The organism is Chitinophaga sp. sic0106, assembly GCF_019219075.1.
Taxonomy (GTDB): domain Bacteria; phylum Bacteroidota; class Bacteroidia; order Chitinophagales; family Chitinophagaceae; genus Chitinophaga.
In genome coordinates this window covers 190,312-205,948 of record NZ_JAHUWJ010000008.1, presented here as the reverse complement: position 1 = coordinate 205,948, position 15,637 = coordinate 190,312, and the positions used below count along the sequence as shown (strand labels likewise).

The following is a 15,637-nucleotide window of genomic DNA, read 5'->3' as shown; positions in this document are numbered from 1 at the left end:
CCGTCAGGAGTGACAGTAATGATACACTTTGTTACTTCTTTAATAACGCAATATCCAGCACTTGGTTCATTTCTCTCACATAATGGAACTTAACCCCCTTGATATAATCCGGATTAATGTCTTTTATGTCTTTTTCATTTTGCCAGCAGAGGACGATTTCGCGAATACCGGCGCGTTTGGCAGCCAGAATTTTCTCTTTAATACCACCTACCGGCAGTACCTGTCCGCGGAGCGTTATTTCACCCGTCATGGCCAGATATGATTTCACGCGGCGGCCGGTAAAGGCAGATGCCAGCGCGGTGAGCATGGTGATACCGGCACTTGGACCATCTTTAGGTACGGCGCCTTCCGGTACGTGCACATGCACACTCTTTTCCCTGAACATTTTAGGATCAATCTTGTAAGTAGCCGCATTGCCCTGCAGGTAAGTCATTGCAGTTACTGCGGATTCCTTCATCACATTGCCAAGGTTACCGGTCAGCTTCAGATCGCCCTTGCCTTCACTCAGACTACTTTCGATAAACAGGATGTCTCCGCCTACATAAGTCCAGGCGAGGCCTACGGCCACTCCCGGCGGATTACCCACCTTGTAGATTTCGTTGGAATACCTGGATTTACCCAGTACTTTTTCCACGAATTCGTTGGTAACTGCGTCTGGTAAAGGATTACCCAATGCCACCTCTTTAGCAAGGTTACGCATCAGGGCAGCAAACTGCCGGTCCAGCTCACGTACACCGCTTTCACGGGTGTAGTCAGCAATAATATGTTCAATAACGCTGTTGGCTATACGGATTTTATAATCCTTCAGGCCATGCGCATCTTTCTGCTTTGGTATCAGGTGACGCTTCGCTATCTCTACCTTCTCTTCGATTGAATACCCTGTAAGATCGATGATCTCCAGCCTGTCGCGCAATGCCGCCGGAATGGCAGCTACATTGTTTGCTGTGGCAATGAACAGGACCTTGCTCAGGTCATATTCCAGCTCCAGGTAATTATCGTAGAAAGTGCTGTTTTGCTCCGGATCGAGCACTTCCAGCATAGCGGAACTTGGATCTCCCCGGTGATCATTGGCTAATTTATCAATCTCGTCCAGTATCATTACCGGATTGGAAGATTTGATTTTACGGATGGATTGTACAATACGGCCAGGCATTGCACCGATATAGGTTTTACGATGGCCGCGGATCTCGCTTTCGTCGTGCATACCACCCAAGCTTAAACGGGCATATTTACGGCCTACTGCATTGGCAATAGAGCGACCCAAAGAGGTTTTACCGATACCCGGAGGGCCTACAAAGCAAAGAATAGGTGATTTCATATCACCTTTCAGCTTCAGCACCGCCAGGTATTCAAGGATACGCTCCTTGATCTTTTCCATACCGTAATGGTCGTTATCCAGTACCTTTTTCGCCTTTTTCAGGTCGTAACTATCAGTGGTATATTCGTTCCACGGCAGGTCCAGCAACAAGTCCAGGTGGTTATACACCACGCTGTAATCCGGTGTGCTGGGATGCATGCGCTCGAGTTTCTCGATGCCTTTGGTGAAAGCTTCGGCAGCAGCAGCCGGCCATTTTTTGTCTTCCGCCTTACGCTTCATCTCGCGGATCTCGCGATCATTACTATCTCCGCCTAACTCCTCTTTAATCGATTTCATCTGCTGTTGCAGGAAGTAATCGCGCTGCTGTTTATCGAGGTCAGCCTTGGTTTTATTGGTAATTTTATTTTTCAGTTCCGCCAGCTGTAATTCTGTTTGCAGGAGTTTCATCAATAGCTCTGCCCTATGGCGCAGGTTATTGGTTTCCAGCAATAATTGCTTATCCTTCAGTTCAGAATTAAGGTTGGAAGACACGAAATGCACCAGGAAAGAAGCATTTTCAATGTTTTTGAGGATAATGCTTGCCTCGGAAGGCAGGTTGGGCGATAACTGAATAATCTGTGTAGCGAGGTCCTTAATCGAGGAGATGTAGGCATCAAACTCGGTATCATCTTCTACCAGTTCATCCTGCAGCAGCTCAATTTTAGCTTTGAAATAAGGATCTTCGGTTACTACTTCATTGATCTTAAAGCGCTTACGGCCCTGAATAATGATGGTAGTGCCACCATCCGGCATTTTAATCAGTTTTACTATACGGGCCACGGTACCCACCTCACTGAGATCAGACACCGTAGGATCTTCGATCGTACTGTCTTTTTGCGCTACTACACCAACCATTTTGTCAGTCTTGTAAGCGTCGTTAACTGCCTTTATGGATTTATCCCTGCCAACGGTGATGGGTAACACCACGCCAGGGAATAGTACTGTATTTCGTAAAGGTAATAATGCCAGTTCATCGGGGATTTTCTCATCCTGTTCTCCCTCTCCGTCTTCACTGAGTGGGATAATAGGCATGAACTCCATTTCATCTTCTGAATTTCCTAAATAAAATCTATTCATCTGAAATATTTAAAAGCCTCTGAGGACATTCTGTCAGATTATCTTTCCAAAACGCCTGAGATTTATAGCATGGGTACCTTGTCAAGATTAATGCCAAGTGAAATCCCTGCCAAAAGTAAGGGCTTTCACTTCTGCGGTGCAGAAATAAAAGCCCTTACTTTTGTTTTAAGCTAATATGTTTAGAGGGTAACACCCACGCCCAGCTGGATAGCCTGGTTTTTCCAGTTGCCAGTATTTGTTACGCTGCTAATGTTTTGCACATCATTGAAGCCAATGATATAACGGGCACTCACGTTAACGATTGGCAGTTGCAGCCAGAGGCCAGCCACACCAGAGATTTCGCCGCCTTTGAAGGCATTCTGTGCAGCACCAAATACCTTCTTGTCGCTCACCAGCGCACCAAACTGAGGACCTAACTGAAGTTTCAGACGTTTTGTACCCAGGTCAATGTTTGCCAGGAGCGGAATGCTCAGGTAATTCAATTTGATATTCTTACGATCGTCAGATGAATTCACATCTTCGTAGATATCACTGAATTGATCAGTAGTTTTTGTTTTTGTTGAAGAGAAAATCAATTCTCCCTGAACACCAAAACCTTTTACCAGGTTGAGCTGAACAAAGCCACCCAGGTGATAACCAAGATTAAAACCATCGTCAAAGCCTTGACCATCGAGTTTTCCAAGGTTGGCACCACCTTTAACACCCCAACGGAGTAAAGATTGCGCATTTACAGACGAAACAGCTGTTGCAGTCAGCAGGACAACAGCAAGTAGGAACTTTTTCATAAAACAATTATTTGTCATGGTTAAAATATAGACGTGCAGGGAAGTGTTTTACCCCTACGTGCTATCCGTGACCGGCTTTTATACAAAATCCGTGCTATATGTTAATTTTTTCAGAAGATGTAGGACAGGCGGGCCGTAAAGTAGCTCAGGAGGCCGGTTTCATCCATATTAAAAGTTTTGAATATGGTATAGGAAGGGGATAAACTAATTTTTCCGAAGAGGTACGACATACTGACGGTGAGATCCAGTGCTCTCGGCTGGAAATCTGTCACCTGGCTAACGGTGTACTCCCGGCCAAACGGGAACTGGGACGGGAATCGCTTCATTTTAGGAGATCGCGGGAAGTACTGAAATGATTTAAGGTTGCTGTAGTAGTTAGCCGTTCCGGTGGTCAGTGAAACGGAAGGCGTGAGCAGCACCGCATCTTTCGAAGAAAATATATCGGTAAAAATAAAGGGATGCCTTAAGGTGGTGATCACGTTAAAGTCAGTACCACGCATGGTTTCTTTTACATAAAGTCCTTCCGCAGTAGTAGTGCCCCAGCCGTAATCCAGGCTGACTCCGGGTTCCAGCCACCAGCCGCGATAATAGAAATAAGCAAATACTTCGTTATTGATGGGGGATAACGGCACATCGCTGCTATCGGCAAAGAAGTAATGGGTATAGGAGATACCAGTCAGCAACTTTTTATTTTTCGTATAGTCGTACCCTATAGATGCATCCCACTCGAACCATGGTTGCTGGTAGGCATCAAAGAGGTAATACCCGCTGAAGCCTGCATAAAATCCGGAATTATGGTAATAGGTCAGGGAAGGTGCTACAAAAGTTTTCATGACCAGTGCTGCGTTATAGTCGGGCACCTTACTGCCATACGCCGGATTATTCCCATAGCCCAGGCTGGCTACCAGTTCACTTTTGGCGTTTTTGCGCAGCAGCGAATCCAGCTGACGTTCCAGATCGGCCAGGGACTGTCCTTTTACCAGTTGACTACCCAACAGCAACAAGAATATAAAGTATGCACGCATGAAATGCTATTTGCGGAATTTCGTGCGTGCAATATAGTAGATCCTGTGCACTCCTTTTGGAATTAAAAGGTCAAGTGGCCTTAACTATAGGTGTAGGATTCATATTTGTCGATGACCGGGGAAAATTTGTCCTTAAGCCAGGTCTATCACGGTAATTTCCGGCAGCACCCCTACTCTGCCGGGATATCCGAGGAAACCAAAGCCTCTGTTGACATACAGGCATTGTTCTCCTTCCTTGTACAGGCCTGCCCATTCTTTATAGATGTATTGGGCGGGGCTCCATCGGAGGCCTGGGATTTCGATACCGAACTGCATACCATGCGTATGGCCTGCGAGGGTGAGGGCAATATCCGGATATTCGGGTCTGATCTGTGCATCCCAGTGGGTGGGATCGTGTGACAGCAGGATTTTGAATGGCACATCGGCAACGCCCTCGTAGGCGCGCTTGAGATCTCCGTATTTAGGGAAGCGGCTCATGGCGCTCCAGTTTTCCACCCCGAGTAGGGCGATTTTATCGTCTCCCTTTTGCAGGATGGTATTTTCGTTCATCATCAGGCGCCAGCCGAGGTCGGCATGCACCTTTTTAAGTGTTTCCAGGTTTTCGTGCTGCATGGCGCTGTAGCCGTTTGGCTGCTTGTCCGGCCATGGGTAGTAGTCGCCATAGTCGTGGTTACCCAGCGTGGAGTACACGCCCATTGGTGCTTTAACCTGGCGGAAAACGTCCATCCATTGTTCCATTTCGGCGGCGCGGTCGTTGACGAGGTCGCCGGTAAACAGGACCAGGTCCGCTTTTTGGTCGTTGATCATTTTCACTCCTTTCAGCACCGCTTCGCGGTTGGCGAAGCTGCCGGAGTGGATATCAGAGATCTGCACGATACGCAAGCCTTTGAAGGCGGCGGGCAGGTTTTTGAAGTTCAGTTTTATCTTATGAACATGATAATTATACTTATTGGAGAAGCCATAGACGAGGGTGGCGAAGAGGCTCCCTCCGGCTATGAGTCCGAGTCTGTTAAGGAACTGGGAGCGGGTGACGCCATTGATGGCTTCCATGGTCACGTCCTTAGGTGTGGAGAACTTGCGGATGATCCAGGTGATACCGCGGCGGGCATCATCAATGAGGAGGAATACAGTAGCCAGCAATTTGGCAACTACGAGACCGATGATGATGGCCAGTACATAAGAACGTACGGCGGTGGGCCAGTTATGCCATTTAATATATGGGAGGAGTATTACGGTTACGAGGCAGGCGATGGAAATGATCCAGTAGGTGCTAAAGGTGATGGTTCTCACCCGGGGGCTGGACATATACACAATTGCACGAACAGCCTGAAACACATAGATATCCAGCAGCAGGAGGAATATGACCAGTAGGAACGAATTAGAGCCAGGGCGCATTATTATACATTATATTAATATGATTAATGAAGCAAGGTACCGATTTCGGGTCGGTACAAAAAGTTAAAAGTCATGTAGTTCGTTATATAGACGAATAACAATCCAGTTAATTGTATGTTTTATTTTTTTTCCATGGAAAAAGAAACGATTACATTTGAACCAATCTGGAAAACAGGGTACCGGAAGGGAAGTTGTGAATAAATAAATATACCGCCTCGTCTGATTTTTACCTAATCGTTGTATTTTTGTCCGATTGGGGTTACTTTTAATTGTGTGAAATTAATATTGATATCCAAATTACTGGCGTAGGGCCTTGTAATTCATTCAAATAATTAATTTATGAAATTCACCTATTTCGGACATTCATGCTTTGTTGTGGAGATTAAGGGTAAAAAGATCATGTTTGATCCGTTTATCCGTCACAACGAACTCGCAAAGAAGATTGATATTGAAGCCATTAAGGCTGATTACATATTTGTTTCCCATGGTCATGATGATCATACGGCGGACCTGGTAGAAGTGGCAAAAAGGACTGGTGCTACGGTGGTGAGCAATTTTGAGATTGTGACCTGGGCCGGCAAGCAGGGACTGGAGCTGTTACATCCAATGAATACCGGGGGTAAATGGAAGTTTGACTTTGGTATGGTGAAATGTACGGTAGCGCAGCATAGCAGTAGCCTGCCTGATGGCAGTTACGGCGGTAACCCGATGGGCTTTATTTTCATCACGGATGAGGGTAATTTCTATTACAGCGGGGATACGGCGCTGACTTACGACATGGAGCTGGTACCGGCAGCGGCTAAACTGAATTTTGCCATTTTGCCGATCGGGGACAACTTTACCATGGGTGTCGAAGATGCTATTGCAGCGTCGGAGATGATCGAATGTGCAAAGATTATTGGCGTACACTACGATACTTTTGGTTATATTAAGATTAACCATGAGTCCGCACAGGCGCAGTTTTCAGACGCAGGTCTGGAGTTGCTGCTACCTGAAATCGGCAGTACGATTGAGGTTTGAGGAAGAGGCAGCAATATTGGTTTATCCTTATCCTATAAATAACCTTGAATTTTTAAATTAGACAATGGCAAGAATAATCGCAATCGCTAACCAGAAAGGTGGCGTAGGAAAAACTACAAGTGCAATTAACCTGGCAAGCAGCCTGGCAGTACTGGAGTTCAAAACGCTGCTGGTAGATGCTGATCCTCAGGCTAACAGCACCACAGGACTTGGCTTTGACCTGCGCAATGTGCAGCAGAGCCTTTATGACTGTATGGTAAACGATGTGCAGGCCAAAGACGTCATCCTGGAATCTGATACCCCCAATTTAAAAGTACTCCCTTCCCATATTGATCTGGTTGGTGCTGAGCTGGAACTGATTAACCATCCCAACAGGGAGCGGGTAATGAAGCAGGTGATTGACAGTGTGCAGGCTGACTATGATTTCGTTATCCTGGATTGTTCACCATCGCTGGGTTTGATCACGGTGAATGCACTGGTAGCGTCCAACTCGGTTATTATTCCTGTACAGTGTGAGTTTTTTGCACTGGAAGGTTTGGGAAAACTGCTGAACACCATTAAAATCGTACAGAGCCGGCTCAATACTGAGCTGGAAATTGAGGGCATCCTGATGACGATGTACGATGGTCGTTTGCGCCTGAGCAACCAGGTGGTAGATGAGGTGAAGCAGCACTTTGAAGAGAGCGTATTTAATACTATTATACATCGCAATACCAAGCTGGGTGAGGCACCGAGCTTTGGAAAATCAGTAATTATGTATGATGCAGCCAGCACCGGGGCGATCAACTATCTCAACCTGGCAAAGGAAATCCTGCAGAAGCATAATTTCACTAAAATAAAAACTAAAGATAAAATCTTAGCTATAAACGATGACCAATCCAAGTAAGAAAGAGGCGCTGGGTAAAGGCATCCGCTCACTGCTCCAGAACATTGAAACAGATTTAAAGCAAACTGCAGGCGCACTTGGCGACAAGAGCGCTATTCCGGCTGCTGCTGTTACCGGTATTGAACGTATACCGCTGGATCAGATTGTGACCAACCCCAAACAGCCACGCCGTGATTTTGATGAGGTAGCCTTACAGGAGCTGAGTCAGTCGATCAGGCTGCATGATATCATACAGCCCATCACTGTAGCTAAAATCAGCAATAAAAAATACCAGCTGATTGCCGGAGAGCGCAGGCTCAGGGCCAGTAAAATGGCTGAACTGAAAGACATCCCGGCATATGTACGCCAGGTAAACGATCAGGAGCTGCTGGAACTAGCCCTGCTGGAAAACCTGCAGCGCGAAAACCTCAATGCTATTGAGGTGGGCCTCAGCTACAAACGCCTCATGGAAGAGTGCAGCCTCACCCAGGAACAGGTGGCTGACCGCATGGGTAAAGAAAGAAGTACCGTAACCAACTATATTCGCCTGCTGAAACTGCCACCAGATATCCAGGTTGCAGTGCGCAACGGCCAGCTCAGCATGGGGCATGCCCGCGTGATCACCGGCATTGACCAGGTAGAAAACCAGCTTTTCCTCTTTGGTGAGGTCATGAAAGGCGGTTTATCTGTACGTCAAACGGAGGAACTGGCCCGCCGCATGCATCAGGCAGGTGAGAAAGGCAACCAGCAGAAGGCAAAGGTTAAACTGGCGCCGGCATTTATGAAAATTCAGGATAACCTGGCGTCGCACTTCTCCACTAAAGTTAAACTGGACAGAGATAAGAACGGAAAAGGAAGTATCATGATCGAATTCTATTCAGATGAAGAGCTGAACGGAATTCTGGAAAAAATAGACTTATACGGTGGCTAAGCCTGCACAGATTTATTCTTTCATCAGAAATTTATGCTTATTGCTGTTGGTGATGGCGGCATTGCCTGCAATGGCTGCGTCCTTACCTCCGCAACAAGATACGGTAGCGCCGGTGATCAAACACGCCGCTGATACTACCGGAGGCCTTGTTATGCAGGCCGATACAGCTATTTCCGGCACACAATCCGCCGTAGATACCAGGTTCAATCAACCCAGCGTTCACAGTCCCCGCAAGGCAGCGTTGTATTCTGCCGTCCTGCCGGGCCTCGGACAGGCGTACAACAAGGAATACTGGAAGATTCCGCTGGTATATGCAGCCATAGGTACCTGTACCGGATTTTTCATCTTTAACATGAAGGAGTATAAGCGTTACCGGGATGCCTACCGCATCCGGATGCTGAATAACCCGGATATTCACGACGAGTTTGAAGACATCTATCCCCGCACCTACCCGGCCGAAGCCATTAAGGTGATCCGGGATCAGTACCGGCAGTATGTGGATTTATCCGTGTTGTTTTTTGTGCTGTCGTATGGCCTCAATATCATTGACGCCACTGTATTTGCGCACCTGCGTTCATTCGATGTATCCAACGATCTTACGATGCGGGTTTCTCCTACGATCATTAATAACCGTACATTAGGAATAGGTGTGAATATTTCCATTGGAGGAGGTAAAAAAACCAGACAGGGCTTGTTTTACGCAGGTCGCTGACACCATTCAACCAACAATAAAAAACACGAGTCAGGTCATGAAAATTGCGTTAATCGGATATGGTAAAATGGGTAAAGCCATTGATGCCATCGCCACCGCCAAAGGACACGAAGTAATTCTCCGCATTGATATCAACAGCAAGCATTTGCTGGAAAAGGAACACCTGGGCCAGGCAGATGTAGCGATTGAATTTACCACCCCGGAAACAGCATTCGAAAATGTCATGAAATGCTTTGAAGCGGGTGTACCAGTAGTTTCCGGTACTACCGGCTGGCTGGAAAAGCTGCCGGAAGTAAAGGCGATAGCGGAGAAGGAAGGCAAGGGTTTTTTGCAGACTACCAACTTCAGCATCGGTGTAAACATCTTTTTTGAGGTAAATAAGCGCCTGGCAGAACTGATGGCCAGCCAGCCACAGTACGATGTGCAGATGGAAGAAATTCATCATACCCAGAAGAAAGATAGTCCGAGCGGCACTGCTATTTCCCTGGCCGAGCAGGTATTGGGCGCCGTTACCCGCAAACATGCATGGGTAAACGAAGCAGCGTCAGCAACCGATCAACTCAGCATCATCTCCAAACGTATCGACCCTGCTCCGGGCACGCATACCGTTACTTATACCTCTGCGATCGATGATATCAGCATCACCCACACTGCCCACAGCCGCGAAGGTTTTGCAGCCGGTGCCGTGGTGGCAGCGGAATATCTGAAGGGGAAAAAAGGGGTATACACCATGAAGGATGTACTCAACCTGTAAGGGAAATGTCTAAAAGACGCAGGAACAACTTATATTTGTTGCATTAAATAATGTTCGCTGCAACTTAAAGTTCATCCGGGAGGGATGCAAATCAGACGATATGTTATCGAAGAAAACACAATACGCATTTCACGCTTTAATTTACCTGGCCGAGAATGTAGATAAAGGTCCAATCCTGATCTCCGAGATTGCACAGGAAAAAAGTATCTCCATTAAATTCCTTGAGAATATCCTGCTGGAGTTGAAAAACTCCGGTATTCTGGGTAGTAAAAAGGGTAAAGGTGGTGGATATTACCTGATGAAACCTCCAAAGGAGATTGCCCTGGCCAAGATCATCCGCCTGCTGGATGGTCCTATTGCCCTGCTTCCCTGCGTGAGCCTGAATTATTATGAGCGCTGTGAGAACTGCCGCGATGAAGCCGTTTGTGGTTTGAACGAGGTAATGGGAAGAGTGAGGGACTCCGCGCTGAAAATATTAGAAAATAAAACACTGAAGGACATCCTAACCAAAAGTTAAGAGATTCATTTTCAAGCAATTAAAATGCTCCTGTTTTCGCAGGAGCATTTTTTTTCCACTTATACCTATTTAGTCTATCTTTTTTATAGGATTTATGTATTTTTGTATACTGCTGGCACAAGCATATCACTATAAGGAAGTATTACATGACAGACATTACCACCGCGCTGGACAACTTGTCGGTAGCGGAGGGCATCCAATATCTCACCGAACAATATCCGGGAGCGGTAGCCTTCAGCACCTCGTTTGGCCAGGAAGACCAGGTAATAGCAGATATTATCTGGAAGAACCAACTGCCCGTTCGGGTATTTACCCTGGATACAGGGCGCCTGTTTCAGGAAACCTATGACCTCATAGATCTGACAATGGCACGTTACAAGCAACCTATTGACGTGTATTTCCCGGAGACTGCTGCAGTAGAGCAGCTGATCAAACAAAAGGGACCAAACAGCTTTTATGATTCAGTGGCCAACAGGAAAGAGTGTTGTGGCATACGTAAGATCGTGCCGCTCAACAGGGCACTCGAAGGGGTGAAAGTCTGGATTACCGGACTGCGTGCCGAGCAATCAGATAACCGACATGATATGAAAGTAATAGAGTGGGATGAGCAACGACGGTTATACAAGTACAATCCGCTGATCCACTGGGGATATGATGAAGTAATCCAGTATCTATCAGAAAATAATGTACCTTATAACAAATTGCACGACAAAGGCTTTATCAGCATAGGCTGCGCCCCTTGTACCCGCGCCATCGAACCAGGCGAACAGCCGAGAGCCGGACGCTGGTGGTGGGAAGAGTCTCACAAGGAATGCGGCCTCCATGGCTAAGTTCCATTACTAACTAACAATATTGCATTCACTTAATTATAGTCCAATGACGAATCAGATCAATTGGGAATTTCCGCAGGCACTGGAGGATGAAGCCATTTATATTTTACGCGAAACGGCCGCCCAGTTTGAGAAGCCTGTACTCCTTTTTTCAGGTGGCAAGGACTCTATCACACTCGTTCGCCTCGCCCAAAAGGCGTTTTACCCTGGTAAAATTCCGTTTGCTTTATTGCATGTGGATACCGGACACAATTTCCCGGAAACGATTCAGTTTCGTGACTGGCTTGTAGATAACCTTGGCCTGGATATCATTGTACGCAATGTGCAGGATAGTATCAACCAGGGTAAAGTACAGGAAGAAACCGGCAAGTATGCCAGCCGTAACGCGCTGCAAACCGTTACCCTCCTGGATGCCATCGAGGAAGGTAAATTTGATGCCTGCATCGGAGGCGCCCGCCGCGATGAAGAAAAAGCACGTGCCAAGGAAAGAATATTCTCCGTTCGGGACGAATTTGGACAATGGAACGCTAAGATGCAGCGCCCTGAACTGTTTGATATCCTCAACGGAAAAATTAATATAGGCGAAAACGTTAGAGTTTTCCCGATCTCCAACTGGACTGAACTGGATGTATGGAATTATATCCGCCGCGAAAAGCTGGAAATTCCTTCCATCTACTTCGCACATGAAAGAGAAATCATTGAAAGAGACGGTTTATACTGGCCTTACTCTGAATACCTCAACACCACTGCTGAAGAGGTGCCATACCGCCAGAAAGTACGCTTCCGTACCGTAGGTGATATGACCTGTACGGCTGCTGTTATCTCCGATGCCGACAAGCTCGAAGATATTATCGCTGAAATTATGGAAGCGAAAATATCTGAAAGAGGTGCCCGTATTGACGATAAACGTTCTGAAGCCGCTATGGAAAAGCGCAAACAGGCAGGTTACTTTTAATATGCCCGCACAGCACTAACATCTCCCTAAAAACAACAGCAGGGCCGAAGGCACTGCAAAAAAATATTTAATAATGGAAGTATTACGTATAGCCACCTCCGGTAGTGTAGACGATGGTAAAAGCACACTTATAGGCCGTTTACTTTACGACACCAACTCCATCCCACAGGATAAAATGGAAGCATTGCATGCTGCCAGCAAGCGCAAGGGACTGGACTTTACTGACCTCTCCCTGCTCACAGATGGGCTGGTAGCAGAACGTGAGCAAGGTATCACCATTGATGTAGCGCACATCTACTTCTCCACGCCTACCCGCAAGTATATTATTGCCGATACACCCGGCCACGTGGAATATACCCGTAACATGGTGACCGGCGCTTCTAACGCCCAGGTATCCCTGATTCTCATTGACGCCCGCAAAGGCATTGTGGAACAGACTTTCCGCCATTTCTTCATCGCCAGCCTCCTCCGTATTCCTTACCTGGTGGTTTGCGTAAATAAAATGGACCTGGTAGAATACAGCGAAGCACGCTTCAACCAGATCGTGGAAGAATTCCAGCAGCTGCTGCAAAACGCCTCTTTTAAAGCGCAGGATGTAGCCTTTATTCCGGTGTCTTCCCTGTACGGCGAAAACGTGGCCACCAGCAACGGCGCCATCAACTGGTACCAGGGCCCTACCCTGCTGGATTACCTGGAACAGGTGCAGTTTGACCACGCCGACAGCGTACACCCTGCCCGCTTCCCGATTCAGAGCGTGATCCGCCCGCGTACCACCGAATACCACGACTTCCGTGGATTTGCCGGTAAAGTAGCCAGCGGACATTTTAGTATAGGCGATGAAGTGATCTCCCTGCCTTCCGGCCAGAAAAGCAAAATCAAAACAATTGAGCAATTCGAAAAACAGCTGGACACCGCCCGCGCCAGAGAAAGCGTGGTGATCACCCTCGAAGATGAAATTGATAGTAGTCGCGGTAACATGCTCGTGAAAACCGACGCACAACCGCAACAGCTGAAAGAAATTGCTGCGCAAATCTGCTGGATGGATGCACAGCCACTCACACCGGGTAAAACCTATCTCCTGCAACATGGGATCAACCGCGTGAAGGCGAAAGTGCAACAGATCAATTATGTGATTGATGTCACCAGCTATCAGCAAACAACTGATAAAACATCCATGGGGCTGAATGATATCGGTAAAATTACTGTGAAAACGGCATCACCGGTGTTGGCAGATCCATACAGTGTAAACCCCGCCAATGGCGCGTTTATCCTGATTGATGAGTTTAATAATACGACTGTTGCGGTAGGATTTATTGAGTAGATTCTTCGCTGAACAATAAAAATAAGAAAGCCGCCAATCCTGCGATTGGCGGCTTTTTTGCCTTTAAGATATTTTTCAGATGCTTAGATATGGTCCAGCATATCTTTGGTCATTTTAGCGAGGTCGTACTCCGGCTTCCAGCCCCAATCGGTGCGGGCCTGGGTATCGTCCATGCTGTTTGGCCATCCGTCAGCGATTTGCTGGCGGTAGTCTGGTTCGTAGGAGATGGTAAAATCAGGAATATGTTTTTTGATTTCTGCGGCGATCTCTTTTGGAGAGAAACTCATGGCAGAAAGGTTATAAGCCGATCTGATGGATATTTTGGCTGCATCGGCTTCCATCAGTTCGATGGTGGAGCGGATGGCATCTGGCATATACATCATAGGGAGATAAGTATTTTCCGATAAGAAGCTGGTATATTTCTTATTTTCTTTGGCTTCGTGGAAAATCTCTACCGCGTAATCAGTGGTACCGCCGCCTGGTGCTGATTTATAGCTGATAAGGCCAGGGTAGCGGAGACTTCTTACATCAACGCCATAGCGGTGATTATAATATTCGCACCAGCGTTCGCCGGCGAATTTGCTGATACCGTAGATGGTGGTAGGTTCGATAATGGTATGCTGCGGTGTATCCTGCATAGGTGAGTTAGGACCGAATACCGCGATGGAGCTTGGCCAGTATACTTTATCGAGGTGTTCTTCCTTGGCGATATCCAGTACGTTGAGCAGGGATTGCATATTGATATGCCATGCCAGCAATGGATTTTTTTCGCCGGTGGCCGAAAGGATAGCGGCCAGCAGATAGATCTGGGTGATATTGTGGCGGATCACCAGTACGTGCAGCATTTCTTTGTTCATCACATCGAGTGACACGTACGGACCGGTACCTTTCAGCAGGTCATGCTCTTCACGGAGGTCGGAAGCCAGTACATTTGATTCCCCGTACATTTTTCTCAAGGCCAGGGTCAGCTCCACGCCAATTTGTCCGCAGGCACCAATAACCAGAATCTTATCTTTCTTCATAACAAGTTCAGTATTTTTCTAAACGGACGTAATATTAAAGGGTTCCCCGCTATTTTCGATCAACGCCCTGCACTGGATGACAATGCTTTAACAATACCAATTACCAATCACGAAAGGAATTGTTGCTCCATTACAATTATATGACATTTCGCTTACAAGCGGCATTTATGTCTCCCTATAACTAAGATTTAAAAGTTACCTTTGCAAACTGAATCAACAGAAAAAATTTCAAGATGAAGCATTTAAAAACATTGTTCCAGGGGCAGCAGTACAATCCGGATAACTTTTTCCTGATTGCGGGCCCATGTGTGATTGAAGAAGAAGAATTGCTGATGCAGGTAGCCGAAAAGGTATCAGGCATTTGCAAGCGACTGGAGATTCCTTATATTTTCAAAGCATCTTATCGTAAAGCTAACCGTACCAGCATTCATTCTTTCACCGGCATTGGTGATGTGGAGGGGCTGGAGCTGTTGCAGAAAATAGGAAAGACGTTTAATGTTCCTGTAACTTCAGATATACACAGTGCCGCGGAAGCGGCTATGGCAGCGGCTTATGTGGATGTGCTGCAGATTCCTGCGTTTCTTTGCCGTCAGACGGATATCCTGCTGGCAGCTGCGGAAACCGGTAAAGTGGTGAATGTAAAGAAAGGCCAGTTCCTTAGTGGAGAGGCGATGAAGTTTGCCGTAGAAAAGATCAAGGGAGCAGGCAACGATAATATTATGCTGACGGAGCGCGGTACCACTTTTGGCTACCAGGATCTGGTAGTTGATTACCGTAATATTCCTATCATGCGTGAGTTGGGTCAGCCGGTGGTGATGGACTGTACGCATTCCCTGCAGCAGCCTAATCAAACCAGCGGTGTAACGGGTGGTAATCCAAAGCTGATTGGTACTATTGCCAAGGCGGCCATTGCTACCGGTGCGGATGGGTTGTTTATTGAAACGCATCCTGATCCGGCCTGTGCTAAATCTGACGGCGCTAACATGCTGCGTTTAGACTTACTGGAAGAGCTGCTGGAACAGCTGGTGGCTATCCGGAAAGTGGTAAAATAAGCCTTTCGAACATCTTGAT

15 protein-coding genes are annotated in these 15,637 nt (G+C 46.9%); 10 read left to right on the top strand and 5 right to left on the bottom strand.

All coding sequences use genetic code 11. The features are described 5' to 3' along the window. Positions 1–31 precede the first annotated feature (31 nt). The 4 genes from lon to KW844_RS14370 form a co-directional block, all read right to left on the bottom strand. Positions 32–2,434 carry an endopeptidase La gene (gene lon, locus KW844_RS14385; protein ID WP_218377481.1) on the bottom strand — a complete coding sequence of 801 codons (2,403 nt, stop codon included), beginning with the start codon at positions 2,432–2,434 and terminating at the stop codon, positions 32–34. A 179-nt stretch (positions 2,435–2,613) separates the two neighbouring features. Then, positions 2,614–3,219 carry a porin family protein gene (locus KW844_RS14380; protein ID WP_218377480.1) on the bottom strand — a complete coding sequence of 202 codons (606 nt, stop codon included), beginning with the start codon at positions 3,217–3,219 and terminating at the stop codon, positions 2,614–2,616. A 110-nt stretch (positions 3,220–3,329) separates the two neighbouring features. Further along, positions 3,330–4,244 (bottom strand): hypothetical protein, encoded by a 915-nt coding sequence (locus tag KW844_RS14375; protein ID WP_218377479.1) that lies wholly within the window; start codon positions 4,242–4,244, stop codon positions 3,330–3,332. 132 nt (positions 4,245–4,376) lie between these two features. Next, a complete protein-coding gene (locus KW844_RS14370) occupies positions 4,377–5,639 on the bottom strand; it encodes a metallophosphoesterase (RefSeq protein WP_218377478.1) in 1,263 nt (420 codons plus the stop codon). A gap of 339 nt (positions 5,640–5,978) precedes the next feature. Here KW844_RS14370 and KW844_RS14365 point away from each other — a divergent pair, with 339 nt between their 5' ends. The 9 genes from KW844_RS14365 (at position 5,979) to KW844_RS14325 (ending at position 13,544) form a co-directional block, all read left to right on the top strand. Beyond that, positions 5,979–6,659, top strand: coding sequence for a metal-dependent hydrolase (locus tag KW844_RS14365; protein ID WP_218377477.1), 681 nt, complete (start codon positions 5,979–5,981; stop codon positions 6,657–6,659). A 64-nt stretch (positions 6,660–6,723) separates the two neighbouring features. Beyond that, positions 6,724–7,545, top strand: coding sequence for a ParA family protein (locus KW844_RS14360; protein ID WP_218377476.1), 822 nt, complete (start codon positions 6,724–6,726; stop codon positions 7,543–7,545). Next, positions 7,529–8,455: a ParB/RepB/Spo0J family partition protein gene (locus KW844_RS14355; protein WP_218377475.1), complete on the top strand. Its 927-nt coding sequence runs from the start codon at positions 7,529–7,531 to the stop codon at positions 8,453–8,455. The genes KW844_RS14360 and KW844_RS14355 overlap by 17 nt, the downstream gene beginning before the upstream one ends. After that, on the top strand, positions 8,448–9,167 hold the full coding sequence (locus KW844_RS14350) for a DUF5683 domain-containing protein (RefSeq protein WP_218377474.1): 720 nt from the start codon (positions 8,448–8,450) through the stop codon (positions 9,165–9,167). The genes KW844_RS14355 and KW844_RS14350 overlap by 8 nt, the downstream gene beginning before the upstream one ends. 37 nt (positions 9,168–9,204) lie before the next feature. Continuing rightward, positions 9,205–9,921 (top strand): 4-hydroxy-tetrahydrodipicolinate reductase, encoded by a 717-nt coding sequence (dapB, locus tag KW844_RS14345; protein ID WP_218377473.1) that lies wholly within the window; start codon positions 9,205–9,207, stop codon positions 9,919–9,921. A 100-nt stretch (positions 9,922–10,021) separates the two neighbouring features. Continuing rightward, positions 10,022–10,438, top strand: a complete 417-nt coding sequence (locus KW844_RS14340) for an Rrf2 family transcriptional regulator (RefSeq protein ID WP_073076870.1) — start codon at positions 10,022–10,024, stop codon at positions 10,436–10,438. Between the two features lie 146 nt (positions 10,439–10,584). Then, complete coding sequence (locus tag KW844_RS14335; protein ID WP_218377472.1) at positions 10,585–11,268, top strand: phosphoadenylyl-sulfate reductase; 684 nt, start codon at positions 10,585–10,587, stop codon at positions 11,266–11,268. Between the two features lie 46 nt (positions 11,269–11,314). After that, positions 11,315–12,223, top strand: a complete 909-nt coding sequence (gene cysD, locus KW844_RS14330) for a sulfate adenylyltransferase subunit CysD (RefSeq protein WP_218377471.1) — start codon at positions 11,315–11,317, stop codon at positions 12,221–12,223. Positions 12,224–12,296: 73 nt separating this feature from the next. Further along, positions 12,297–13,544, top strand: a complete 1,248-nt coding sequence (locus KW844_RS14325) for a sulfate adenylyltransferase subunit 1 (protein WP_218377470.1) — start codon at positions 12,297–12,299, stop codon at positions 13,542–13,544. 83 nt (positions 13,545–13,627) lie between these two features. Here the strand turns inward: KW844_RS14325 and KW844_RS14320 are convergent, their stop codons facing one another. Continuing rightward, positions 13,628–14,566, bottom strand: coding sequence for an L-threonine 3-dehydrogenase (locus KW844_RS14320; protein WP_218377469.1), 939 nt, complete (start codon positions 14,564–14,566; stop codon positions 13,628–13,630). Between the two features lie 233 nt (positions 14,567–14,799). Between KW844_RS14320 and kdsA the strand changes: the two genes are divergently transcribed. Beyond that, positions 14,800–15,618: a 3-deoxy-8-phosphooctulonate synthase gene (kdsA, locus tag KW844_RS14315; RefSeq protein WP_218377468.1), complete on the top strand. Its 819-nt coding sequence runs from the start codon at positions 14,800–14,802 to the stop codon at positions 15,616–15,618. Positions 15,619–15,637 lie beyond the last annotated feature (19 nt).